Origin of the sequence: Erythrobacter sp. JK5, assembly GCF_018205975.1 — a bacterium.
In the GTDB taxonomy this organism is placed as follows: Bacteria; Pseudomonadota; Alphaproteobacteria; order Sphingomonadales; family Sphingomonadaceae; genus Erythrobacter.
Map to the genome: position 1 here is coordinate 1,796,109 of NZ_CP073577.1, position 21,443 is coordinate 1,817,551.

Consider the following 21,443-nt stretch of genomic DNA (forward strand, 5'->3'; position numbering starts at 1 on the left):
GTCGTTCATGTTCCCCGATGTGAATCAATCGCGGAAGTCAGACCAGCCGCCCAGCGTGTGATATCCCCCGCGCCGAGGCACACCACGATGTCTCCCGGGGCAAGCTCCTGCGCGAGCGCGCCAGCCAGCGCGTCCTGATCGGGGATCGTCTGCGCCGAACGGTGTCCGCGCGACTTCAGCCCGGCGACCAGCGCATCGGCATCGATGCCCGGTATCGGATCCTCGCCCGCTTCGTAGACCGGAGTGACGTAGACCATGTCGGCTTCGTTGAAGCAGGTCTGGAAGTCTTCCATCAGGTCGCTCAAACGCGAATAGCGGTGCGGCTGGGCAACCGCGATCACACGCCCCGCCTCGCCGCCGACCGCTTCGCGCGCGGCAGAGAGAACCGCGCGGATTTCGACCGGGTGGTGGGCGTAATCGTCGATGATCTGGACCTGCGCCCCGCCGCCGACGTCGAGCGTGCCGACCCGGGTAAAGCGACGCCGCACGCCGCCGAAACTGCCGAAGCCCTCGCGGATGACATCGTCGCTGCAGCCCATCTCGATCGCCACCGCGATCGCCGCGAGCGCATTCTGGACATTGTGCCGCCCCGGCATCGGCAGATGCACGCCCTCGATCCGGCGGTCCTCCCGCTGCTCCTTGGTGCCGCGCTGGCGGACGATAACGTCGAATGTGTTGCCGCCGTCGACCGTGCGGATGTTCACGCCGCAGATATCGGCCTGCAGCGAGAAGCCGTAGGTCACGACCTTGCGGTCGCGCACCTGCCCGATCACGGCCTGCACTTCGGGATGATCGACGCACAGGATCGCGGCGCCGTAGAACGGGACGTTGTGGATGAACTCGACGAAGGCGCGCTTCACCCCGTCGAAATCGCCGTAATGGTCGAGATGCTCGGGATCGATGTTGGTGACGACCGCGATCGTGCCGTCGAGCCGCAGGAAGCTGCCGTCGCTCTCGTCGGCCTCGACCACCATCCAGTCGGAATCGCCCAGACGCGCATTGGAACCGTACTGTTCGATGATCCCGCCGTTGATCACGGTCGGGTCGATCTTGCCGCAGTCCAGCAGGCTGGCGATCATGCTGGTGGTGGTCGTCTTGCCGTGGGTGCCTGCGACTGCGACGGTTGATTTCAGTCGCATCAGTTCGGCGAGCATTTCCGCACGGCGCACCACCGGAATGCGGTTTTCGAGCGCGGCGACGACTTCGGGATTGGTGCGGCGCACCGCCGTCGAGGTGACGACCACCGCCACGCCTTCGACATTCTCCTTCGCCTGGCCGATCTTTACCGGGATACCGCGTCCGCGCAGCCGTTCGACGCTCGGCCCTTCGGAAAGGTCGCTGCCCTGTACCGAATAGCCGAGATTGTGCATCACCTCGGCGATGCCGGACATGCCGATCCCGCCGATCCCGACGAAGTGGATCGTGCCGATATCGGTGCCGACGCCCTTCATCGGACGTTATCCTCCGAGGCTTCGCGCGTGGCCGCCTGCGGCTTGTGCGCCTGTTCCGCAGCGCGGGGGCTCGTTTCGCCCACGCGGATCACGTCCATCAGATCGATCCCGGCCATGCTCTCGACCAGGTCGGCGAGATCCTTCGCCGCGTCGGGGCGCCCGCAATTCCACGCTCCGTGCGCCGCGTTGGCGAGGCTTTGCGGGTTCTGAGCCATCGCCTGGATCTGCTTGGCCAGTTCCTTGGGATTGAAATTGTCCTGCCGGATCATCCGTGCCCCGCCCGCTTTCACGATCTCGCGCGTGTTCGCCGCCTGGTGATCGTCGGTGGCGATCGGCAGCGGGATCAGGATCGCGGGGCGGCCCACCGCGGTCAGCTCGGCAATCGTCGAAGCCCCCGCGCGGCCGATGAACAGATGCGCGTCGGCGAGCCGTTCGTGCATATCCTCGAAATAGGTGCCGAGCTCGGCCGGGATATCGTGATTGGCGTAGCGCTCGCGCACCGCGTCGAGATCCTCGCTACGGCATTGCTGGGTCACCTGCAGCCGCTGGCGCAGCATCGGCGGCAGCATGGCGAGACCATCCGGTACCACTTCGGACAGCACCCGAGCGCCCTGGCTTCCGCCGGTTACGAGCACACGGAGCAGCCCGTCTTCGGTGAAGGCGGGGAAATCCTCGTCGCGCAGGTGCAGCACTTCCTCGCGCACGGGATTGCCGACGAGATGGACCTTGTCGGCGAATTTCGGCTTGAGCCGCTGCACATCGGGATAGGAGGTTGCGATCGCATCGACGCGCCGCGCCAGCAGGCGGTTGACCCGCCCGAACACGGCGTTCTGCTCGTGCACGAGGCACGGAATCTTCGCCGAAGTCGCCGCGAGCAGCGCGGGCAGCGCGGGATAGCCGCCAAAGCCGATCACCGCGCTCGGTTCGAACGCATCGAACAGCCGCAGTGCCATGTTGCGCCCTTCCAGCACCGAACGCACCCCGCGAACCCAGCGCAGCGGGTTCTTGCCGAATCGACCGGCCGGCAGGACATGCGCGGTGAGGCCTTCGGGCTTGCCGGGGATGGTGACCCCGCGAGAATCGGTAATCAACGCGACGTGATGCCCGCGCTCCTCCAGCTCGCTCGCCAATGCAAAGGCAGGGATCAGGTGCCCGCCGGTGCCGCCCGCGGCAAGCACGAAGTGACGGCTTGCCCCGCTCGGGACATGCTGGCCCTTCCTTCCCGGCGTCTCGCTGGTCATGCGCGGTCCTCCCTGTGGTCCGTCTTCGGACGCTCGATCATCGACATCAGCCCGACATCGTCGCGTTGGAGAAACGGATTGCGACGGGTGATCGCCAGCAATAGCCCAATTGCGAAACAGACCGCCAGCGTCGAGGACCCGCCATAGCTGACAAGCGGCAGCGTCATCCCCTTCGACGGGAACAGCTGGAGGTTGACGAGAATGTTTATGAACGCCTGTCCGCCGAACCCGGTCGCCAGGCCGGTCCCGGCGAGCAGCACGAACAGGTTGTCCTCACCGACCAGTCGCAGCAGCACCCGCGCGACGATCGCGAGATAGAGCGCGACCACGATGGCGCACACGATCAGGCCGAACTCCTCGCCGATGACCGAGAAGATATAGTCGGTGTGCGCCTCGGGCAGGTTCATCTTGCGCACGCCGAGCCATAGTCCGCTGCCCGTCCAGCCTCCGGCCAGCAGGGTCCGCTGCGCCAGATCGACCTGGTCGAACGCGGTCCCCCCGCCGAAGAAGGAATCGATCCGGTGACGGGCATTGTCGTAGAGGAAATAGCTCAGCGTCAGGCCCGTGATCCCTGCGAGCACCAAAGCGCCGATGCGTTGCAGCGATACGCCCGACAGCAGGATCAGTACGAACCACACGCCGCCGAACAGGATCGTCGCCCCGAGATTGGGCTGGAGCATCAGCAACGCCGCGACCAGCGCCATGATTGCGGTGCAATAGCCCAGCACCGGCAAATCCGGATCGCGCAGGCGCCAGCTCAGGATCCACGCCAGAATGACGGTGAACCCCGGCTTGAGGAATTCGCTCGGTTGCAGCGACATGCCGACCTCGAGCCAGCGCCGCGCCCCGTTCTTTTCCGCCCCGAAGATCGGCACCAGGAACATCAGCCCCAGCATGATCACCCCGACCACGATCCCGACCCGGCGCGCATCATCGCGTTCAAGGAAAGAAAGCCCGATCATCAGGCACAGCCCCATGAACTGGAACACCAGATGTCGCTTGAAGAACAGGAATTCGTCGAGCCGCACCTCGGCGGTCGAAAGCTGGTCGGCGCTGGCCGGCGAGGCGGCGAGCACCGAGGCCGTGCCGATCGCCATCAGCATCAGGATGAACGCCAGCAGCACCTTGTCGATTTCCTGCCACCACACCCGCACCCGCTCGCGCCAGGCCCGGCGCACCGGCACGGGAGCGTGGAACGGCGCGTCGGGGCGCGAATGGGGATAGGAACCCGCGCCGCTCATGCCGCCTGGTCCTTGCGGTGGGGATCGTCGTCGAACGGTGAGCAGTCGGTCATCACGCCGACCAGCTGGCGGAAATGCTCGCCGCGTTTTTCATAGTCGCGAAACTGGTCGAAACTGGCGCAGGCGGGCGAAAACAGCACGACTTCGCCCGGTCGCGCGGCAGCGCGGGCACGCTGCACCGCCTCGCAAACCAGCTCGCAGCGTTCGACATGCGCATGCGGGGCGATCAGCTCGGCAAAGCGCGGTCCGGCCTCGCCAACGGTGTAGGCGGCGGCGAGCTTGTCGAGATGCACGGCGCATTCGCCCAGCCCGTCTTCCTTAGCCAGCCCCCGACGATCCAGTGCACGCGCGGCGCGCCGGCGTTGATCGCCGGGTCGGGCGGAAACGCTGCAAGCGCGGGTGCGGCGGACGCCGGATTGGTCGCCTTGCTGTCGTTGATGAACAGCACGCCATCGTCCTCGGTCACCCGCTCCATCCGGTGCGGAAGGTTGGTAAAGCGCGGGAGCGCGTGCTGCCACTGCGCCGGCGTCACGCCGAGCTCTTCGACCAGCGCCACTGCGACCGCGACATTTTCGAGATTGTGCGGCCCCTGCAGGCCGGGCCAGTCGGGCTGCCTGCCGATGAAGCGGTCGAGATCGGCCAGCGTCACGCGTCCTTGGGCGCGACGCGCGCGCTCGCGCTCGAAAATCGCGCCAACCGGTTCGGCGCGCGTGCCGAACACCGCGAACCGACCGTCCGATTGCAGCTGGAACAGGCGCGCCTTCGATGCGGCGTAGCCGGCAAACCCGTCATAGCGATCGAGATGGTCGGGGGTGATGTTGGTCAGCGCAGCGGCTTCGCAATCGAGGCTGAAGGTAAGATCGACCTGGTAGCTCGACAGTTCGAGCACATACACGCCTTCGCCATTCGCGTTGGGATCGAGCGGCGGCTGCGCCATGATCGGCACGCCGATATTGCCGCCGACTTCCGCCGGGATGCCCGCCATATCGAGGATGTGGTGCACCAGCGCGGTGGTGGTCGTCTTGCCGTTGGTGCCGGTGATGCCGACCACCCGGTGCGGCGGCAAGCCCGGTCGGGCCAGCGCGAACAGCTCGATGTCGCCGATGACGGGCACGCCGAACTGCCCGGCATGGCCTTTGATCGGATGGGTGTTCAACGGCACCCCGGGAGACACCACCACCCCGTCGAACCCCTTCAGGTTGAGCTCGAGCGGATCGGCCAGCGTGCAGCGTCCCTCGAACGGTTCGCGCGCTACGTCCTGCCGGTCCCACGCAGTCACGTCCGCCCCGCTCGCCAGCAGCGCCTCGACCGCTGCCGCGCCCGACCGCGCCAGGCCGAGAACGGCATAGCGTTTTCCGGCAAAGGCGCGCGAGGTGATCATGCGTGTCCGGCTACCTCAACTTCAGTGTCGCCAGCCCGGCCATGGCGAGCACGATCGCGATGATCCAGAAACGGATCACGACCTTGCTCTCGCTCCAGCCGAGCTGTTCGAAATGGTGATGGATCGGCGCCATGCGGAAGATGCGCTTGCCGGTCCGCTTGAACCAGAACACCTGGATGATGACGCTTGCGGTCTCGACCACAAACAGCCCGCCGACGATCAGCAGCACGATTTCGTGATGGCTTGCCACCGCGATCGCACCCAGCGCCCCGCCGAGCGCGAGCGATCCGGTATCGCCCATGAATACCGCTGCCGGCGGTGCGTTGAACCACAGGAACGCGAGCCCGCCGCCCATGATCGCGGCGCAGAATATCGCCAGCTCCCCTGCTCCCGGTACATGCGGGATTCCGAGATACTCGCTAAAATCCGCGCGCCCGACCAGATAGGCGATGATCGCGAACGTACCCGCCGCGATTATCACCGGCATGATCGCCAGCCCGTCGAGCCCGTCGGTGAGGTTTACCGCGTTGCCGAAGCCGACGATGATTGTCGCCGCGAAGAGGTAATAGAAGGGGCCGAGCGGAATCTGCACGCCAGAAAAGAACGGCACGTAGAGATCGGTGCTGATCTGGCTGACGATAATGTAGGACGCGATCCCCGCGACGGCGAATTCCAGCAACAGCCGCACCCTGCCGGGCACCCCGGCATGGCTGTTCTTCGAGACCTTGTCGTAATCATCGAGAAATCCGATCACGCCGAAGCCGAGCGTCACGGCGACGCAGGCCCAGACCAGCGGATTGCGCGGGTCCATCCAGATCAGCAGCGACAGGGTCAGCGCGATGATCACCATCAACCCACCCATTGTCGGCGTACCGCGCTTGGCCAGGTGCGATTGCGGACCGTCCTCGCGGATCGGCTGCCCCTTGCCCTGGCGCACACGCAGCAGATTGATGAAGCGCGGACCGATCAGCAGGCCGATGAACAGCGCAGTCAGCAGCGTCGCTCCGGCACGGAACGTCTGGTAGCGTACCAGGTTCAAGGCGCCTTCGAAGCCCAGCCATTCGGCGAGTAGGTAGAGCATTCAGATCCCTCGCCTCCGTCTAGCCAGAAGCGTTCGTAAAGTGTGTCACCAGCCCGCCCAGGCCGACCGAATTGGAGCCCTTCACAAGCACAGCATCGCCATGGGTGAGTCCGAAATGCTCGAGCGCCGCGATCGCCTCGGCAGGCCCCTTGCAATGGGCGAAGCTCGGCGCGATGCCAAGCGATTTGGCGCCGTCTTTCCCCAATTCGGCGGCGAGCGCGCGCATTTCGTCGCCGACAAGGATCGCATGGTCGATCTTGGCTTCGGCCAGCGGTTCGGCGAGCTGCCGGTGAAACCGGTCGGCGAAATCGCCCAGTTCCTTCATGCTGCCGAGCACCGCGATGCGGCGCAGCGCCGGGGTCTGGCCCAGTTGGCGTAAGGTCGCGCGCATCGAAGCGGGGTTGGCGTTGTAGCTTTCGTCGACCAGCAACGCCTTGCCGCCCGAAACCGCGATCTGCAACCGCGCACCGCGCCCCTTCAGACCGCCCATTTCGGCCAGCGCAAGCCCGGCTGCGGCCAGATCGCCGCCCGCCGCGCGCACCGCAGCCAGCACGCCGAGCGAATTCGCGACCCAGTGCTCGCCCGGCTCGGCGATGGTGTAGCACAGCCGCGCATCCCCGAGCTCGGCCGTCACCAGCGATCCGCCGTTGGCAGCCGGGATGGCGTCGAGCAGCCGCACATCGGCTGCTTCGTTGCGACCGAAGGTGACCACCTCGACACCAAGACGGCGGGCATGGTCGATCAACCGCCCGGCGTATTCGCTGTCCGCCGGGATGATCGCGGCGCCGCCTTCGACCAGGCCGGTGAAGATCTGGGCTTTCTCGTCGGCGATTGCCTCCATGCTGCCGAGATTTTCGATATGCGCGGGTGCGATCGTGGTGATCAGCGCGACATGCGGGCGCACGTGGTCGGTCAGCGGGGCGATCTCGCCCGCGTGGTTCATTCCCATCTCGAACACGCCGTAGCGCGCCCGCGCAGGGAGCCGTGCGAGGCTGAGCGGAACACCGACATGGTTGTTGTAGCTGCGCACGCTGCGATGCGCACCGCCCCGGCTGGCACGGTCGAGCGCGTTGAAGATCGCTTCCTTGACCCCGGTCTTGCCGACCGAACCGGTCACTGCGATGCGTTTTGCATTGCCACGTTCGCGCGCTGCATGAGCGAGCGCATGAAGCGCCGCGGTGGTGTTCTCGACCAAAACATGCGGGAAATCGACCGGACGGTCGGTAATCGCGGCGACGGCTCCGGCGGCGAAGGCCTGGGGCAGGAATTTGTGACCGTCCATCGCCTCGCCCTTGAGCGCCACGAACAGATCGCCCGGACGCACGTCGCGCGAGTCCATCTCGACCCCGGCAGCCTGGAAATGGTGCGACGACACACCGCCAGTCGCGACCTCGATGTCGTGCGAGAACCACAGCGGCAGCGGCAGGCGGTCGCGCGGGTCGACCGGCCATGCCTTCAGCATACCCTGCACCAGCTGACGGGCGTTCATGCCCCGGCTCCTGTCGACGCTGCCGCGCATTCGCGCGCCACCTGTACATCGTCGAACGGCAACACTCGCATAGCTTCTCCCGACCCGATTATCTGTCCTTGCTCGTGGCCCTTTCCGGCAACGAGGATGATGTCGTGTTCGCGCGCCTCGGCGATGGCGGCGGCGATGGCTTCGCGGCGCCCGCCCATGTCGCGCACATGCGACGCTCCGCCTGCACCGTGCATGATCGCGGCGCGAATGGCGGCGGCATCCTCGCCGCGCGGATTGTCGTCGGTGACGATTACCACATCGGCCGACTTGGCCGCGACTTCGCCCATCGGCGCGCGCTTGCCGCTGTCGCGGTCTCCGCCTGCACCGAAGACGACGATCAGCCTGCCCCCACGCTCCGCATCGACATGCGGGCGCAGCGCCGCGATCGCCGCTTCGAGCGCGTCGGGCGTGTGCGCGTAATCGACATAGAGCGGTGCACCAACCGGCGCGATGACCGCGCGCTCGAGCCGCCCGCGCACCGGCTGCAATCGTGAAACCGCGTCGAACACCTGCGATGCGTCGGAACCGGTCGACAGCGCGAGCCCGGCAGCGCACAATGCATTTGCCGCCTGGTATGCCCCGATCAGCGGCAGCTTGATCGTCCGCCCGGTGCCGTCGTGCTCGACCGTCAGGGTCTGTCCGAGCTGGGTCGCCTCGCGGGCGGCGAGGCGCAGGAACGCGCCCCGCTCGCCCACTGTCCGAACACGCAGGTCTTGGGCTTCCGCGTGTTCGATGGCGCGGCGGGTCCACTCGCACATTTCCCCGCCGTCCCAGATGATCGCCGGCGCGCCGGGTCCGACCACTTCGTCGAACATGCGCATCTTGGCCGCAAAATACTCTTCCATCGTGCCGTGGTAATCGAGGTGGTCGCGGCTGAAATTGGTGAAGGCGCAGGCGGCCACGCGCAGCCCTTCGTTGCGGTATTGCGACAGGCCGTGGCTCGATGCCTCGTAGGCGACATGGGTCACGCCTTCGCGCGCCAACCCGCTCATGTTGGAGAGGAAAGTGACGATGTCGGGCGTGGTCAGCCCGGTCGAGATGCTGCCGTCGGGGGTGGTCACGCCGAGCGTCCCGATGCTCGCCGCGCGCTCGCCGCACATGCGCCAGATCTGGCGGGTCATCTCGGCGGTCGAGGTCTTGCCGTTGGTGCCGGTGACCGCGACCAGCGTTTCGGGCACGGGCTTGAAGAACTGCGCCGCGAGCAGCGCAAAAGTCCGGCGCGGCTCCTCGCTTGAGATATGCACCGCGCCTTTCACCGGCGCTTCGGGCCGGGTCACGACAGCGACTGCACCCGCTTCGACGGCCGCGGGAATGAAATCCTCGGCGTTGAAGCGCTCGCCGCGAAACGCGCCGAACACGGTGCCGGGCGCAACCTTGCGGTGATCGATGGCGAAGCCGGTTACGGCGATGTCGCCGCCCTCTCGACACTCCACCCCCGCGCGCTCGGCCAGCCCCCTCAGCTTCATTTGTGCCCCTCGACCAGATAACGCAGGTCGGAAATGTCGACGTCGCGATTGTCGTCGGGCCGGACCCCCAGCATCGGCCCGATGCGCGGCACCAGCCGCCCGACGATCGGAGCGGCGTTGAACGCGGCGGTGCGCTGGAACGAGCTGGCGAGCGTGCCGCGCGGTTCATCGAGCATCGTCACCACGACATAGCGCGGACGATCCATCGGAAAGGCGGCGGCGAACGACGAGATCAGCGCGGTCTTGGCATACCCGCCCTGGCGCGGCTTTTCGGCCGATCCGGTCTTGCCGCCGACCCGGAAACCCGGTGCATCGGCGCTGCGGCCCGTGCCGTAGAGCGAGATCATGCGCAGCATCTGCCGCATCCGTGCCGAAGTCGAAGCCTTGAACACCCGGCGTCCGCGCGGAACGTCTTGCGGGGCCAGCTTGCGCAGCGTCGCCGGGCGCCAGATCCCGCCATTGACCATTGCCGCATAGCCGCTGGCGAGGTGCAGCGGCGTGACCGCCACGCCGTGTCCGTAGCCGACCGTCATGGTCTTCAGCCGCGACCAGTTGTCGCCGGGCCAGATCGGGTGGCCGCGCGCGGGCAGTTCGACATAGGGACGGCGGTCCATGCCGAGATCGATCATCGTCTGCCGCAGCCGCTTTGCGCCGAGCTCGTCGGCGATCCGTGCGGTGACGGTGTTGGACGAATAGACCAGCGCCTGCGGCACGTTGAGTGCACTGCCCTTGGGCTTGAGATCGCGGATCGTGCGCTTGGCAATCTCGACATTGGTTGCGTTCCACGGGCGCGACAGGTCGCGCACTACTCCGGCATCGATCGCGGCGGCGACGGTCAATGGCTTGAAGGTCGATCCGAGCTCGTAGACGCCGTTGGTGGCGCGGTTGAATTCGTTCGGGGCACCCTGCGCGCCGATCACGTTGGGATCGAATTCGGGCAGCGAGGCCAGCGCCATGATCTCCCCGGTATCGGCGTCGAGCACGATACCCGCCGCGCCGATCGCATCGGTCGCAAGCATGCCGCGCCGCAATTCCTCCTCGAGCGCACCCTGGACGCGCACGTCGATCGACAGCGCGACAGACTCCGCCCGCAACTCCGGGTCACGCAACTGCCCGTCGAGCACCTGCTCCATCCCGAGCCGCCCGCCCTCGCCTTCGACCACGTAGCCCAGCACATGCGCGGCGAGCGAACCCTGCGGATAGTGCCGCTCGTTCTCGCGCGGGAATTGCAGCGCGATCTCGCCCATTTCGAACACCCGGTTGGCCTCTTCGGGCAGCACCCGACGTCGCAGATAGCCCGCCCGGCCCGAGACGAGCCGCTGCGCCGTCTTGGCAACGTCCATGTCGGGGAAGATCGCGTTGAGCTCGGTCGCGACCTCCTGGGGCGATCGGACCAGCGGCGAACCCTCGTCGCCCATCGCTTCGGGATCGAACCACATCGCATAAGCGGGAAAAGCCCGCGCCAGCGGCACACCGTTGCGGTCGGTGATCTCGCCGCGCGGCGGAAGCAATTGTTCGGCCAGGCTGGTGCGGTCGGGCGTGCCCCCGACAAAGCCGAGATACGCGATCCGCAGCACCGCCACCGCGGCCACCAGCGCGAACACGATCGCGATCCAAAGCACCCGCCAGCGGGCGGTCAGCAGCGACTGGTAGCGCAGGTGGACCAGCCGGACGCGGCCCAGCGGCACCGCAGCCTGCGCGGCATAGGCGTTCATTCAACCGCCTCGTCTGGTCGCGACGTGCGCGCCTGCGCCGCGCGGATCGGCGAAGCCTCGACGAGGAAATCGCCGAACGCATCGGTGAACGCGCTCCGCGGATCGGTATCCGCGCTGGCCGAAGCGAGCGTGATTGGTGCCCCGGTCAGCGGCGAGACCATGTCGCGCGCAGGCACCGGCGCACCGTCCTCCCCGGTTTCGGCGCGGGCGACGCGGATCGGTGAAGGCGCGCCCGGAGCCTGCGGTAGGCCGAGGCTCGCCAGCTGGCGCTGGCCGTCGATATACTGGTCCGCCCGCGGCGCTTCATAACCGAATTCGACCGCGTTCCAGTTCGCGAGCTGGCGCTGGCTGGCGCGCGATTCGAACTCGGTCTCGAGCATCAGCGTCTCGCGTTCGAGTGAAACGATCTTGCGCTCGGCGAGCAGCACTTCGCTCTTCACCGCATGGACGTTGAAGCTCAGCACCATGAAGATGCCGAGGCACAGGCCGAGCGAAGCGAGCCAGCCGATCTGGCGCATGCGGGAGCCGGTCACGATCATGCTGCATCCCTCCTGGCTGGCGCGGCGGTGCGGATGGCGTGGCGCAGGATCGAGGAACGCGCGCGGGGATTGCGCGCGACCTCGTCTTCGCCGGGGCGGATCGCCTTGGAGACGCGTGCAAAGGTCGGCGTCGGTCCGGGGAGCTCGCCGGGCAGGTGGCGCGATACGGCACGGCCCGCGCCCGAAGCGTCCCTGAAGAAGCGCTTCACGATCCGGTCTTCGAGGCTGTGGAAGCTGACCACCGCCAGCACTCCGCCTTCACGCAGCAGCGCTTCGGCGGCGGCGAGGCCGGCGCGCAGTTCGCCCAGCTCGTCGTTCACATGGATGCGCACCGCCTGGAACGTGCGGGTCGCGGGGTCCTTCTTGTCGTGCGGCTTGTGGCCCAGCGCCTTGCGCACCACGCGGGCGAGCTCGCCGGTGGTTTCAAGCGGGCGTGCGGCAACGATAGCGCGCGCGACGCGGCGCGACTGGCGCTCCTCGCCATATTCGTAGAGCACGTCGGCGATCGCGGCTTCGTCGGCGGAGTTGAGGAAATCGGCAGCGCTTTCGCCAGCTGAACTCATCCGCATGTCGAGCGGCCCGTCGTGCGAATAGGCAAAGCCGCGTTCGCCCTGGTCGAGCTGCATCGAGCTGACGCCGATATCCATTACCACGGCATCGACCCGCGGCACGCCGAGCGCATCGAGCTCTTCGCGCATCTCGGAAAACCGCCGCTGATGCAGCGAAAGCCGACCGTCGAACCGCTCGACCATTGCAGCGCCGTCGCGGATCGCACCCGGATCGCGATCGAAGGCATAGACGCGCGCGCCCGCTTCGAGCAGCGCGGTCGTGTATCCGCCGGCCCCGAACGTGGCATCGACCACGCTCATGCCGGGTGCAGGGCTGATCGCGCCGATCACCTCGTCGAGCAGGACAGGAATGTGCGGCGCGATCATTTCGCACCGCCTTTCTTCGCAGACTTCGCCGTCGCCTCGGTCACCAGCTTGGCGCAGGTCGCCTGTGCGCCCTTCCACGCCGAATCCATCCGCGCGAGCTCTTCCGGGTTCCAGACGAAGAAGAAATCGCCCGCGCCCTGGAAGTACAGCCCGTCATCGACCTTGCCGAGATCGCGCAGGTGATCGGGCATGACGAAGCGGCCGCTGTCGTCGAACGGCAATTGCTCGAAGCCGAACAGCTGCTGGGCGCGCACTTCGCGATCGAAATTGTCCTGATTGAGCCGGATCGCGCGCTCTTCCTCTCGGTCGAGCTGTTCGTGCAGTTTCTCGGTGCGCGAGAGGCCGAACCCGATCAGGCAATCGAACCGGTCGTGCGCGGCGAGGCACAGGACCTTGGAGCCGGACGAATCCTTTACCGCCTTGCGAAACGCGGGAGGCAGGACGAAACGACCCTTGTCGCCGCTAAGCGAATAGGCCTGTCCACTATATCCTCCAAAGGCAGACACGTGCCTCGATCCCCTCTCGTCCCGTTCCGGCGAACCCCTTCTCGCCGTACAATCGATTCAGACACGCCTTCTGCGTCGCCGCACCCGCGCAAACGGGGGCGGCGCGCCAACCGGTGATGGCGACGCGGCACAAACAGGCATGTTTGATGGAACCCGGACATATCGGGGATGAGAGCGGGATGGAAGGGGTTTTTGCGGGAAATCTAGGGATTACTTGGTAAATTATTGATTTAATGTAGAAAATCTAATCCCGAATTCTGCACGACCGGGCGAGCGTCTCCCGAGATCTCCTCCAGGTGACAGCGGCAATAGCCTGTTTTTACGTGCGAATCCGAAAAGCTGCCGCTGCGCGCCTGCCTCCGGATTCGCCTGTTCCCGCATCATCCCCTGTCCTGCCCGGAAAACGCCGCATCGAGCACGCGCGACTGATGCTCTCCGCGTTCTCCGGCGAGGTCGCGATGCTCGAACAGCGCGGCGTCGGCCAGCACCGTCACGCGTCCCTGGCCGATCGTGCAGCGTGCGAGGGTGCCCTGCGCCAGAATTTCGCACGCCGAATTCCCCGTAACGGGAGCGATCGTGCCCGAATGCACCACGGTGATCTGTCCGTTGCCCAGCGCGACCGTGCGGATGCCCTCGTCCCGGTTTTCGTGCAGCTCGGCTGTGATTGCGAGTCCCCAGCGCTTGAGCACCGGCGGGATCAGCGCGGTGTCGACCGGCCGACGCGGATCGCCCAGCGGCACATCGTAATCTCCGCTCAGGATCGGATCGAGCACCAGCAACAGTTCGCCGCCGCCCCGGACCCAATCGTCGAGCGCGACATTGTCCGCTGCCGAAAGGCCGCGCGGCTGGATCACCGCCAGCCGCTCGAGGCCGGCAAGCGGATCGGTTTCCCGATCGCCCGGAGACAGACCGGGGATGGGCGAAAGCGTATCGAGCGGCACCAGTTCGAACCGCCGTTCGAGCAGCGCGCGCTGCCACGGCCTCTCGCCACCGCCCTGCGCGAGCTCGGAAAAATCCGCGCCAAGCGGCCAGTACAGCGGGAGGCTGGTCATCAGGCCCAGCGGCTCGCGCGGGATCGCGGACGCGGCAGGCGCTTCGGGGGCGGGCGTCTCCGCGTCGCTGCAGCCGGGCAGGACCAGCGCGCAAAGCGCGGTCGCGATCGCCCTAAGGCGCGGGCTTTTCATTGGTCGCCGGGGTTGCCCTCGTGCCTTCGGCCGGGGCGATATCGGGCACCGTGGTCGCGTTCGGATCGGGCTCTGCCGGGATGTCCGGGACCACGCCTGCATCGGCCAGCGGATCGCGCTGCGGCGGTGCTTCGGTCGGCTCGGTGGTCGGTGCCGCTTCGGGCACGGCGGCGGCCTCTGCCTGCTGCGCGCTGTTGTTGATGACGCTGGCCAGCCCCACGACCAGCACCATGCTGAACAGCCCGAACAGGCCGACCTGCAAACGCTGGACCGCCTCGGCCCGGTTTCCCCCGAGCGGAGCGCCTTCGCGTTCGCCCTCGTGCATGTCGATCGTGTGATTGCTGCGCTGTTCGGCCATGGCCCGAGCCTATCAGTCCGTATCGCCGCGCGCCAGCCAATCGAACACCGGCAGGTTCTTCGAGCGCAACCAGTCGGCATTGTAGAGGGTCGAAAGGTAGCGGAAACCGGTATCGCACAGGATCGTCGCGACCTGCGGCTTCTGGCGACCCTCGGCGACAAGTTGCTGGCCGAGCGCGATCGCGCCGGCAACATTGATGCCCGACGACAGGCCGAGACACAGCCCCTCTTGGCGCAGCAGTTTCTCGACCCAGACCAGACCTTCCTCGTCGGATATCCTGAACTGGGTATCGATCGGCGCGCCTTCGAGGTTGGCGGTGATCCGGCCCTGCCCGATACCTTCGGCGACCGACGAGCCTTCTGCCTTGAGCTCGCCATGGGCGTAATAGTTATAGAGCGCCGCGCCGTGCGGGTCGGTCAGCGCGATGCGGACTTCGGGATCTTTTTCCTTCAGCCCCATGCCGACCCGGCGATCGTGCCGCCGGTGCCCGCCGCGCAGGTAAAACCGTCGATCCGGCCGCCGGTCTGCTGCCACAGCTCCTGCGCCGTGCCTTCGATATGCGCCTTGCGATTGGCGATATTGTCGAACTGTCCGGCCCAGATCGCGCCTTCGGTCTCCTCGGCCATCCGCCGCGAGACGTGCTGGAAATGGTTCTGGTCGGCATATTTGGTCGGCGGGACAAGGACCAGCTCGGCGCCGAGTGCCCGCAGCGTGTCCATTTTTTCCTTCGACTGGTTGTCGGGCATGACGATGATCGTCTTGTAGCCGAGCGCGTTGGCAACCAGCGCGATCCCGATCCCGGTATTGCCTGCCGTCCCCTCGATCACGGTCCCGCCGGGAGCAAGCTCGCCACGCTCCTCGGCATCGCGGATCATGTAAAGCGCCGCGCGGTCCTTCACGCTGGAGCCGGGATTGGCGAATTCGCATTTGCCCCAGATGTCACAGCCCGCCGCCTCGCTCGGCCCGGCAAGGCGCACCAGCGGGGTGTTGCCGATCAGGGCCAGCGTATCGCCCAGAGGTTGGGTAATGTTCATGCGAGCGATCTAGGCCTTTGCCCCGTGCCCCGCAAACAACATCAGTCTTCAGGCGCGATTGTTACCTTGAGGCCGTCGAGCTCGGACGTGAACGGGATCTGGCACGACAGGCGCGAGGTTTCGTTGCGGTGGTCGGAAGATTCGAGCAGGTCGTCCTCGTCCTCGCTCATCGCCGGGAGCTTGTCGGTCGCGCCGGCTTGCACGAACACGTGGCAGGTCGCGCACGAACAGCACCCGCCGCACAGCGCCAGCAGCTCATCGAAGCCGTTGTCGCGGATCGCCTCCATCACCGTCAGGCCGTCCTCGACCTCGATTTCGCTCGTCTCGCCTTCGCGATTGGTGACGACCAGCTTGGGCATGGGCTTCGTTCCTCTTGGATCATTGAGCGCACAAACGCGCGCTATGGATAAGACGCGGCGGCTGCTAGGACGTTCCACCGATCAAGGTCAAGTTATAGGATTGAGTAGTGGGGCTGACGGCAGAGCGGATCAGGGACGGGCTCGACGCGGTGGCGCGGGAGGATGCGACGGTCGCCACCGAGCTGAAGCGCATCGGCTATCCCGAACCGCGGCTGCGGGCACGCGGCTACAAGACGCTGCTGCGCACCATCGTCGGTCAGCAGGTGTCGGTCGCTGCGGCAAGCTCGATGTGGACCAAGCTTGAGGCCGAGCTTGGGCCGGACTTCACCCCCGCCTGCCTGCTGCAACGCGATTTCGACACCCTGCGCGCCTGCGGATTGTCGCGGCAGAAGCAGGGCTATGCCCGCTCCCTGTGCGAACTGGTCGATGCGGGCGAGATCGACTTGCACGCGTTGCCCGAAGACGACGAGGAAGCGATCGCCGAACTCACCCGGATCAAGGGGATCGGGCGCTGGTCGGCAGAAATCTACTTGCTGTTCGCCGAAGGCCGCGCCGACATGTGGCCGGCCGGGGATCTGGCCGTACAGGAAGGAGTCAAGCGGCTGCTCGATCTCGACGAACGCCCGCAGGAAAAGGCGCTGCGCGAAATCGGCGAACGCTGGCGCCCGCATCGCGGCCCGATGGCGATATTCACCTGGCATTTCTACGCCAATCCGGCGCTATAGCCCTCGTTTTCCGCCTTTCGGGAAAGGGTTGCAGCGCAGCGTCGAGCGTGTATTAATGTGGCAATACACCGGCTTGACCAAGGGAGAATCAACGCCATGTCCCCCATCACCCGTACCGCTCGCCTGCTCGTTGCCTCGGCGGCGGCCTGCGCGCTCGCAGCGCCGACACTCGTTTCGGCCGATCACCACGCCTCGAACACTACCACCGGAGCCTCGATGACCACCTCCCAGGAAGCCGCCCCCCTGATCCCGCGCGACGCGCTGTTCGGCAACCCTACCCGCGCGCAGGGCCGGATCAGCCCGGACGGCAAGTGGCTGAGCTGGCTCGCGCCGCACGAAGGTGTGCTCAACATCTGGCTCGCTCCGCGCGACAATCCCGACGCGGCGAAGGTCATCACCTCGTCCACCGATCGCCCGATCCGGCAGCATTTCTGGGCCCCGGATTCGAACAGCGTCGGCTACATCCAGGACAAGGGCGGCGATGAGAACTTCCTGCTCTACCGCATCGATGTCGCAACCGGCGAAGAGGTGACGCTCACCCCGTTCGAGAACACGAGAGTCGACATCATCGGCAGTTCCGAGACGATCAAGGACAAGATCCTGATCGGTCTCAACAACCGCAACCCGCAGTTCCACGACGTGCACCTGCTCGATCTCAACACCGGGGAGATGGAACTGGTGCTCGAGAATAATGGCTATGCCGGGTTCATGGCCGACGACACGCTGACCGTGCGCATGGCGTTCCGCCAGAACGAGGAAGGCGGAACCGACTATTTCGACGTGCGCGACAATGTTGTCGCCGAAACACCGTTTGAAGCGACCGCGATGGAAGATTCGCTCACCACCAATCCGGCAGGCTACACCACCGACGGCTCGATCCTGTACTGGCTCGACAGCCGCGGGCGCAACACCGCCGCGCTGTTCGCGCAAGACACGGCGACCGGCGACAAGACCATGATCGCAGAGGACGACAAGGCCGACATCGGCGGCACGATTCGCGATCCCAAGACCGGGGTGGTCGAGGCCTATTCGGTCAACTACCTCAAGAACGAATGGGTCGCGACCGATCCCGATCTCAAGGCCTCGCTCGACTGGCTCGGCGAACAGCTCGAAGGCGAATACGGTATCTCCAGCAGGACCGACGATGACGCGACGTGGATCGTGTGGAACGACCCGCTCACCGCGCCGACCGCGACCTATATCTACGAGCGCGAAGCCGGGACGCTGACGCCGTTCTACGTCACCCGGCCCGAGCTCGAAGGCGCACCGTTGCAGCCGATGCACCCGGTCGAGATCGCCAGCCGCGACGGGCTGACATTGCCCTCCTATCTCACCCTGCCGCCCGGCTCGGACACCGATGGCGACGGGCGTCCGGAAAGCGCCGTACCGATGGTGCTGCTGGTCCATGGCGGGCCGTGGGCGCGCGACGATTACGGCTTCAACTCGCTGCACCAGATGCTCGCCAATCGCGGCTATGCGGTGCTGTCGACCAATTTCCGCGGCTCGACCGGCTTCGGCAAGGATTTCCTCAATGCCGGCAACAAGCAGTGGGGCCTGAAGATGCACGACGACCTGATCGACGCGGTCGACTGGGCGATCGGCGAAGGCATAACGGGTGAAGACCAGGTCGCGATCATGGGCGGGTCCTACGGCGGCTACGCGACGCTTGCGGGCCTGACCTTCACCCCGGAAAAATTCGCCTGCGGAGTCGATATCGTCGGCCCGTCGAATCTCGAAACGCTGCTCGCGACCATCCCGCCCTATTGGGCGCCGCTGGTGAAAATCTTCCACGAGCGGATGGGCGATCCCAACACCGACGAAGGCCTCGCGCTGCTCAAGGCGGCAAGCCCGCTCTACAAGGCGGACCAGATCGTGAAGCCGCTGCTGATCGCGCAGGGTGCCAACGATCCGCGCGTCAAGCAGGCGGAGAGCGACCAGATCGTGACTGCAATGAAATCGGCCGGAATCCCGGTCACTTACGTGCTCTATCCCGATGAAGGCCACGGTTTCGCCAAGCCCGCGAACAACATCGCCTTCTTCGGCATCGCCGAGAACTTCCTCGCTGAATGTCTGGGCGGCCGGGCCGAGCCGCTGGGCAACGTGCTCGAACCCTCGACCGCCGAAATCGTCGAGGGAGCGGAGCACGTAAAGGGCCTCGAAGACGCGCTTGGTGGCTGATGAACACGACTTGGCGCTGCTGACATTGGTGTCAGTGGCTGACAATCGCTGCGCGCGGGGCTAAAGCTCCGCGCGTATTGCATTCGGGAGTGGGATCGAGATGGCAGACGACACGCGGCGGAGCATTTTCATAACCGGTGGGGCTTCGGGCATCGGACGGGCGGTTGCGCGCCATTTCGGCGATCGCGGGTGGTTCGTGGGAATTGCCGACGTCAATGTGCACGGCATGGAGGACACGCTCGGCCTGATCGGCGGGGGGTTCAAGTACATGCACGAACTCGACGTGCGCGATCGCGATGCGTGGGACGTCGCGCTCGAATCCTTTTCGACAGCCGCTGGGGGCCGCATCGACGCGATGGTAAACAATGCCGGGATCGGCACCGGCGGGCCGTTGGCCGAACTCGAAAAGGAAGAGATCGACCGCTGCCTCGATATCAACCTGCGCGGCGTGCTGTACGGCGCACAGGCGGTCTACCCGCACCTGCAGAAGACCGCGCCGGGCTCCGCGCTGGTCAACATCGCGAGCGCGGCCGGGATGACCGGCGGCAGCGGGATGAGCGTCTACAGCGCGACCAAGTTCGGCGTGCGCGGGATCACCGAGAGCCTCGATGCCGAATGGGCGGAAGAGGGGATCACGGTGGCTGACATCTGCCCGAGCTTCATCGAAACCCCGCTGCTCGAGGGCACCGGCAACCGTCGCAGCAACGAATCGGTGCGCTCGCGCGTGGTCGCGGCGGGCCTGGAAATCACTCCGGTCGAAGAAGTCGCCAAGGCGGTTTGGGACGCGGTGCACGGCACCGACCTGCATTACCTCGTCGGCAAGACCGCGCGGCAACTGAATTTCGCCAAGCGCTGGATGCCCGGCAAGGTCCGCAGGCAAAACCGCGAGCGCACGACGCTGCTGGGGAAGTAGCGGCCTAGATCAGCTGATCGATCGCCTTGGCCATCACCGCGTCGCGCTGCGACAGTCCGTCTGCATCATGGGTGGTCAGGGTAATATCGACCTTGGCGTAGACGTTGGACCATTCGGGATGGTGATCCTGGCTGTCGGCGATCAGCGCGACCTGCGTCATGAAGCCCCAGGCCTGGCGGAAATTGTCGAACTGGAAAACGCGGTTGATCGCCTTGCCTTCGCGGGCGAGCTCCCATTCGGGGTGATCCTTGAGCAGCAGCTTGATTTCGTCTTTTGATAGGCCGGGCACGGATTTCATTGCAGGTCTCCTTCGGCGGAGTTGTGGGCGGGTTCGCTTTTCCCTAACGCACCAGCCGATGCAAGGTTCTGCCGCCGTTTCGCTTTCCGCAAGCGACCTCGCGTGCCGCCGGGGCGACCGGCTGCTGTTTCGCGGGCTGTCGTTTGCGCTGGCGGGCGGCGAAGCGCTGCACGTAACTGGCGCCAACGGCACCGGCAAGACGACGCTGATCCGGGCGCTGTCAGGGCTGACGACGCCGCTGGCGGGGCATGTGGTGCGCGAGGGCGCGCTCGGCCTGCTCGACGAACGCCCCGCGCTCGATCCGGACCTGCCGCTTGGCCAAGCGCTTGCATTCTGGGAACGGATCGATGGTTGCGGCAATCCTTCGGGCGCGTTGACGGTGCTCGGGCTGGAGCCGCTGCTCGACGTGCCGGTGCGCTATCTCTCGACCGGACAGCGCAAGCGCGCCGCCTTCGCCGCGCTGCTCAATCGCGGCGTGCCGATCTGGCTGCTCGACGAACCGCTGAGCGGGCTGGACAAGGTCGCGATCAACCAGATCGCCGCGCTGATCCGGCTGCATGTCGGGGGCGGCGGTATCGCGCTGATCGCCTCGCATCAGCCGCTCGCGATCGAGGGTCTTGGAACACTCGCGATCGAAGATCACGTGCCCGCCCGGGAATCCGCCGAATGATCGGCACGCTCCTGAAGCGCGATCTCGCGAAGTTCTTCCCCTTCAGCGGAAGCGGAGCGGCGCTGCCGGTGGTGTTCTTCGTCGCGGTGGCGATGCTCTATCCCTTTGCCGTCGGGCCGGACCCGGCGATGCTGGCGCGCACGGGCGGAGGCGTGGTGTGGATCGCCGCTCTGCTCGCCGCGGTGCTGCCGCTCGAAAAGCTGGTCGCGCAGGATATCGAGCTCGGCACGTTCGACCAGCTCAAGCTGCGGGGGTTGACCGAGGAACTCATGATGGCGGTACGGCTGCTGGCGCATTGGCTCAGCTTCGGTCCGCCCTTGATCCTCGCCGCCTTCCCCGCCGCAGCCTTGCTCAACCTCGACAATCCGACGCTGCATCTGGTGCTCATCGGGCTGCTGACAGGCACGCCGGGCCTCGCCGCGATCGGCCTGACGATTGCCGCGCTCACCGCGAGCCTGCGCGCCGGTGCTGCTCTGTCGGGCCTGCTGCTGATCCCGCTCGCGCTTCCGATCCTGATCTTCGGCGCAGGCGCGCTCGTGCGCCAGGACGAGGCCAGCATTGGCTTTGTCGCCGCGATCAGCCTGCTGCTGGTCGCCATCGCCCCGTTCGCCGCTGGAGCGGCAATCAGGGCGGCGCGCGAAGTCTAGCG

19 protein-coding genes and 2 pseudogenes are annotated in these 21,443 nt (G+C 66.3%); 5 read left to right on the forward strand and 16 right to left on the reverse strand.

All coding sequences use genetic code 11. The features are described from left to right. Positions 1–5: 5 nt before the first annotated feature. The 15 genes and pseudogenes from murC to KDC96_RS08895 form a co-directional block, all read right to left on the reverse strand. Positions 6–1,451 (reverse strand): UDP-N-acetylmuramate--L-alanine ligase, encoded by a 1,446-nt coding sequence (murC, locus tag KDC96_RS08825; protein WP_212448097.1) that lies wholly within the window; start codon positions 1,449–1,451, stop codon positions 6–8. After that, entirely contained in the window at positions 1,448–2,692 is a 1,245-nt protein-coding gene (gene murG / locus KDC96_RS08830) for an undecaprenyldiphospho-muramoylpentapeptide beta-N-acetylglucosaminyltransferase (protein ID WP_212448098.1), read from the reverse strand. The genes murC and murG overlap by 4 nt, the downstream gene beginning before the upstream one ends. After that, positions 2,689–3,933, reverse strand: coding sequence for an FtsW/RodA/SpoVE family cell cycle protein (locus KDC96_RS08835; protein WP_212448099.1), 1,245 nt, complete (start codon positions 3,931–3,933; stop codon positions 2,689–2,691). Before KDC96_RS08835 ends, murG begins: the two co-directional genes overlap by 4 nt. Continuing rightward, positions 3,930–5,314, reverse strand: a pseudogene (gene murD, locus KDC96_RS08840) (UDP-N-acetylmuramoyl-L-alanine--D-glutamate ligase). The gene KDC96_RS08835 and the pseudogene murD overlap by 4 nt, the downstream one beginning before the upstream one ends. Positions 5,315–5,324: 10 nt before the next feature. Next, positions 5,325–6,395, reverse strand: coding sequence for a phospho-N-acetylmuramoyl-pentapeptide-transferase (gene mraY / locus KDC96_RS08845; protein ID WP_212448100.1), 1,071 nt, complete (start codon positions 6,393–6,395; stop codon positions 5,325–5,327). Between the two features lie 19 nt (positions 6,396–6,414). Further along, positions 6,415–7,884, reverse strand: a complete 1,470-nt coding sequence (murF, locus tag KDC96_RS08850; protein WP_249171734.1) for a UDP-N-acetylmuramoyl-tripeptide--D-alanyl-D-alanine ligase — start codon at positions 7,882–7,884, stop codon at positions 6,415–6,417. Then, complete coding sequence (locus tag KDC96_RS08855; protein WP_212448102.1) at positions 7,881–9,380, reverse strand: UDP-N-acetylmuramoyl-L-alanyl-D-glutamate--2,6-diaminopimelate ligase; 1,500 nt, start codon at positions 9,378–9,380, stop codon at positions 7,881–7,883. Before KDC96_RS08855 ends, murF begins: the two co-directional genes overlap by 4 nt. Next, a complete protein-coding gene (locus tag KDC96_RS08860) occupies positions 9,377–11,095 on the reverse strand; it encodes a penicillin-binding protein 2 (protein ID WP_212448103.1) in 1,719 nt (572 codons plus the stop codon). The genes KDC96_RS08855 and KDC96_RS08860 overlap by 4 nt, the downstream gene beginning before the upstream one ends. Continuing rightward, positions 11,092–11,634, reverse strand: coding sequence for a hypothetical protein (locus KDC96_RS08865; RefSeq protein WP_212448104.1), 543 nt, complete (start codon positions 11,632–11,634; stop codon positions 11,092–11,094). The genes KDC96_RS08860 and KDC96_RS08865 overlap by 4 nt, the downstream gene beginning before the upstream one ends. Beyond that, the gene (rsmH, locus tag KDC96_RS08870; protein ID WP_212448105.1) at positions 11,631–12,569 is read right to left on the reverse strand and encodes a 16S rRNA (cytosine(1402)-N(4))-methyltransferase RsmH; all 939 of its coding nucleotides are present in this window, start codon (positions 12,567–12,569) and stop codon (positions 11,631–11,633) included. Before rsmH ends, KDC96_RS08865 begins: the two co-directional genes overlap by 4 nt. Further along, complete coding sequence (locus KDC96_RS08875) at positions 12,566–13,075, reverse strand: division/cell wall cluster transcriptional repressor MraZ (RefSeq protein ID WP_212448106.1); 510 nt, start codon at positions 13,073–13,075, stop codon at positions 12,566–12,568. Before KDC96_RS08875 ends, rsmH begins: the two co-directional genes overlap by 4 nt. A gap of 380 nt (positions 13,076–13,455) precedes the next feature. Beyond that, positions 13,456–14,259, reverse strand: a complete 804-nt coding sequence (locus tag KDC96_RS08880; RefSeq protein WP_212448107.1) for a hypothetical protein — start codon at positions 14,257–14,259, stop codon at positions 13,456–13,458. Beyond that, the gene (locus tag KDC96_RS08885; RefSeq protein WP_212448108.1) at positions 14,240–14,617 is read right to left on the reverse strand and encodes a hypothetical protein; all 378 of its coding nucleotides are present in this window, start codon (positions 14,615–14,617) and stop codon (positions 14,240–14,242) included. The genes KDC96_RS08880 and KDC96_RS08885 overlap by 20 nt, the downstream gene beginning before the upstream one ends. 12 nt (positions 14,618–14,629) lie before the next feature. After that, positions 14,630–15,651, reverse strand: a pseudogene (locus tag KDC96_RS08890) (cysteine synthase A). Positions 15,652–15,692: 41 nt separating this feature from the next. After that, positions 15,693–16,010 carry a 2Fe-2S iron-sulfur cluster-binding protein gene (locus tag KDC96_RS08895; RefSeq protein ID WP_212448109.1) on the reverse strand — a complete coding sequence of 106 codons (318 nt, stop codon included), beginning with the start codon at positions 16,008–16,010 and terminating at the stop codon, positions 15,693–15,695. Positions 16,011–16,117: 107 nt separating this feature from the next. Here KDC96_RS08895 and KDC96_RS08900 point away from each other — a divergent pair, with 107 nt between their 5' ends. The 3 genes from KDC96_RS08900 to KDC96_RS08910 all read left to right on the forward strand — a co-directional run bounded on the left by KDC96_RS08900 (position 16,118) and on the right by KDC96_RS08910 (position 19,826). Further along, the gene (locus KDC96_RS08900) at positions 16,118–16,735 is read left to right on the forward strand and encodes a DNA-3-methyladenine glycosylase (protein WP_212448110.1); all 618 of its coding nucleotides are present in this window, start codon (positions 16,118–16,120) and stop codon (positions 16,733–16,735) included. A 96-nt stretch (positions 16,736–16,831) separates the two neighbouring features. Further along, on the forward strand, positions 16,832–18,913 hold the full coding sequence (locus KDC96_RS08905) for an alpha/beta fold hydrolase (protein WP_371815463.1): 2,082 nt from the start codon (positions 16,832–16,834) through the stop codon (positions 18,911–18,913). A 100-nt stretch (positions 18,914–19,013) separates the two neighbouring features. Further along, the gene (locus tag KDC96_RS08910) at positions 19,014–19,826 is read left to right on the forward strand and encodes an SDR family oxidoreductase (protein WP_212448111.1); all 813 of its coding nucleotides are present in this window, start codon (positions 19,014–19,016) and stop codon (positions 19,824–19,826) included. Positions 19,827–19,830: 4 nt separating this feature from the next. Here KDC96_RS08910 and KDC96_RS08915 read toward each other — a convergent pair whose 3' ends face one another. After that, entirely contained in the window at positions 19,831–20,124 is a 294-nt protein-coding gene (locus tag KDC96_RS08915) for a 4a-hydroxytetrahydrobiopterin dehydratase (RefSeq protein WP_212448112.1), read from the reverse strand. 58 nt (positions 20,125–20,182) lie between these two features. Between KDC96_RS08915 and ccmA the strand changes: the two genes are divergently transcribed. Beyond that, entirely contained in the window at positions 20,183–20,794 is a 612-nt protein-coding gene (gene ccmA / locus KDC96_RS08920; protein WP_212448113.1) for a heme ABC exporter ATP-binding protein CcmA, read from the forward strand. Beyond that, positions 20,791–21,441: a heme exporter protein CcmB gene (locus tag KDC96_RS08925; protein WP_212448114.1), complete on the forward strand. Its 651-nt coding sequence runs from the start codon at positions 20,791–20,793 to the stop codon at positions 21,439–21,441. Before ccmA ends, KDC96_RS08925 begins: the two co-directional genes overlap by 4 nt. The last annotated feature ends 2 nt before the right edge of the window (positions 21,442–21,443 follow it).

Bases quoted from the DNA above. Each gene is read 5' to 3' on its own strand.
- murC (WP_212448097.1), bottom strand. From the start codon at position 1,451: ATGAAGGGCGTCGGCACCGATATCGGCACGATCCACTTCGTCGGGATC.
- KDC96_RS08885 (WP_212448108.1), bottom strand. From the start codon at position 14,617: ATGGCCGAACAGCGCAGCAATCACACGATCGACATGCACGAGGGCGAA.
- rsmH (WP_212448105.1), bottom strand. From the start codon at position 12,569: ATGATCGCGCCGCACATTCCTGTCCTGCTCGACGAGGTGATCGGCGCG.
- KDC96_RS08865 (WP_212448104.1), bottom strand. From the start codon at position 11,634: ATGATCGTGACCGGCTCCCGCATGCGCCAGATCGGCTGGCTCGCTTCG.
- KDC96_RS08835 (WP_212448099.1), bottom strand. From the start codon at position 3,933: ATGAGCGGCGCGGGTTCCTATCCCCATTCGCGCCCCGACGCGCCGTTC.
- KDC96_RS08910 (WP_212448111.1), top strand. From the start codon at position 19,014: ATGGCAGACGACACGCGGCGGAGCATTTTCATAACCGGTGGGGCTTCG.
- KDC96_RS08905 (WP_371815463.1), top strand. From the start codon at position 16,832: ATGTCCCCCATCACCCGTACCGCTCGCCTGCTCGTTGCCTCGGCGGCG.
- murG (WP_212448098.1), bottom strand. From the start codon at position 2,692: ATGACCAGCGAGACGCCGGGAAGGAAGGGCCAGCATGTCCCGAGCGGG.
- KDC96_RS08895 (WP_212448109.1), bottom strand. From the start codon at position 16,010: ATGCCCAAGCTGGTCGTCACCAATCGCGAAGGCGAGACGAGCGAAATC.
- mraY (WP_212448100.1), bottom strand. From the start codon at position 6,395: ATGCTCTACCTACTCGCCGAATGGCTGGGCTTCGAAGGCGCCTTGAAC.
- KDC96_RS08925 (WP_212448114.1), top strand. From the start codon at position 20,791: ATGATCGGCACGCTCCTGAAGCGCGATCTCGCGAAGTTCTTCCCCTTC.
- murF (WP_249171734.1), bottom strand. From the start codon at position 7,884: ATGAACGCCCGTCAGCTGGTGCAGGGTATGCTGAAGGCATGGCCGGTC.
- ccmA (WP_212448113.1), top strand. From the start codon at position 20,183: ATGCAAGGTTCTGCCGCCGTTTCGCTTTCCGCAAGCGACCTCGCGTGC.
- KDC96_RS08860 (WP_212448103.1), bottom strand. From the start codon at position 11,095: ATGAACGCCTATGCCGCGCAGGCTGCGGTGCCGCTGGGCCGCGTCCGG.
- KDC96_RS08915 (WP_212448112.1), bottom strand. From the start codon at position 20,124: ATGAAATCCGTGCCCGGCCTATCAAAAGACGAAATCAAGCTGCTGCTC.
- KDC96_RS08880 (WP_212448107.1), bottom strand. From the start codon at position 14,259: ATGAAAAGCCCGCGCCTTAGGGCGATCGCGACCGCGCTTTGCGCGCTG.
- KDC96_RS08855 (WP_212448102.1), bottom strand. From the start codon at position 9,380: ATGAAGCTGAGGGGGCTGGCCGAGCGCGCGGGGGTGGAGTGTCGAGAG.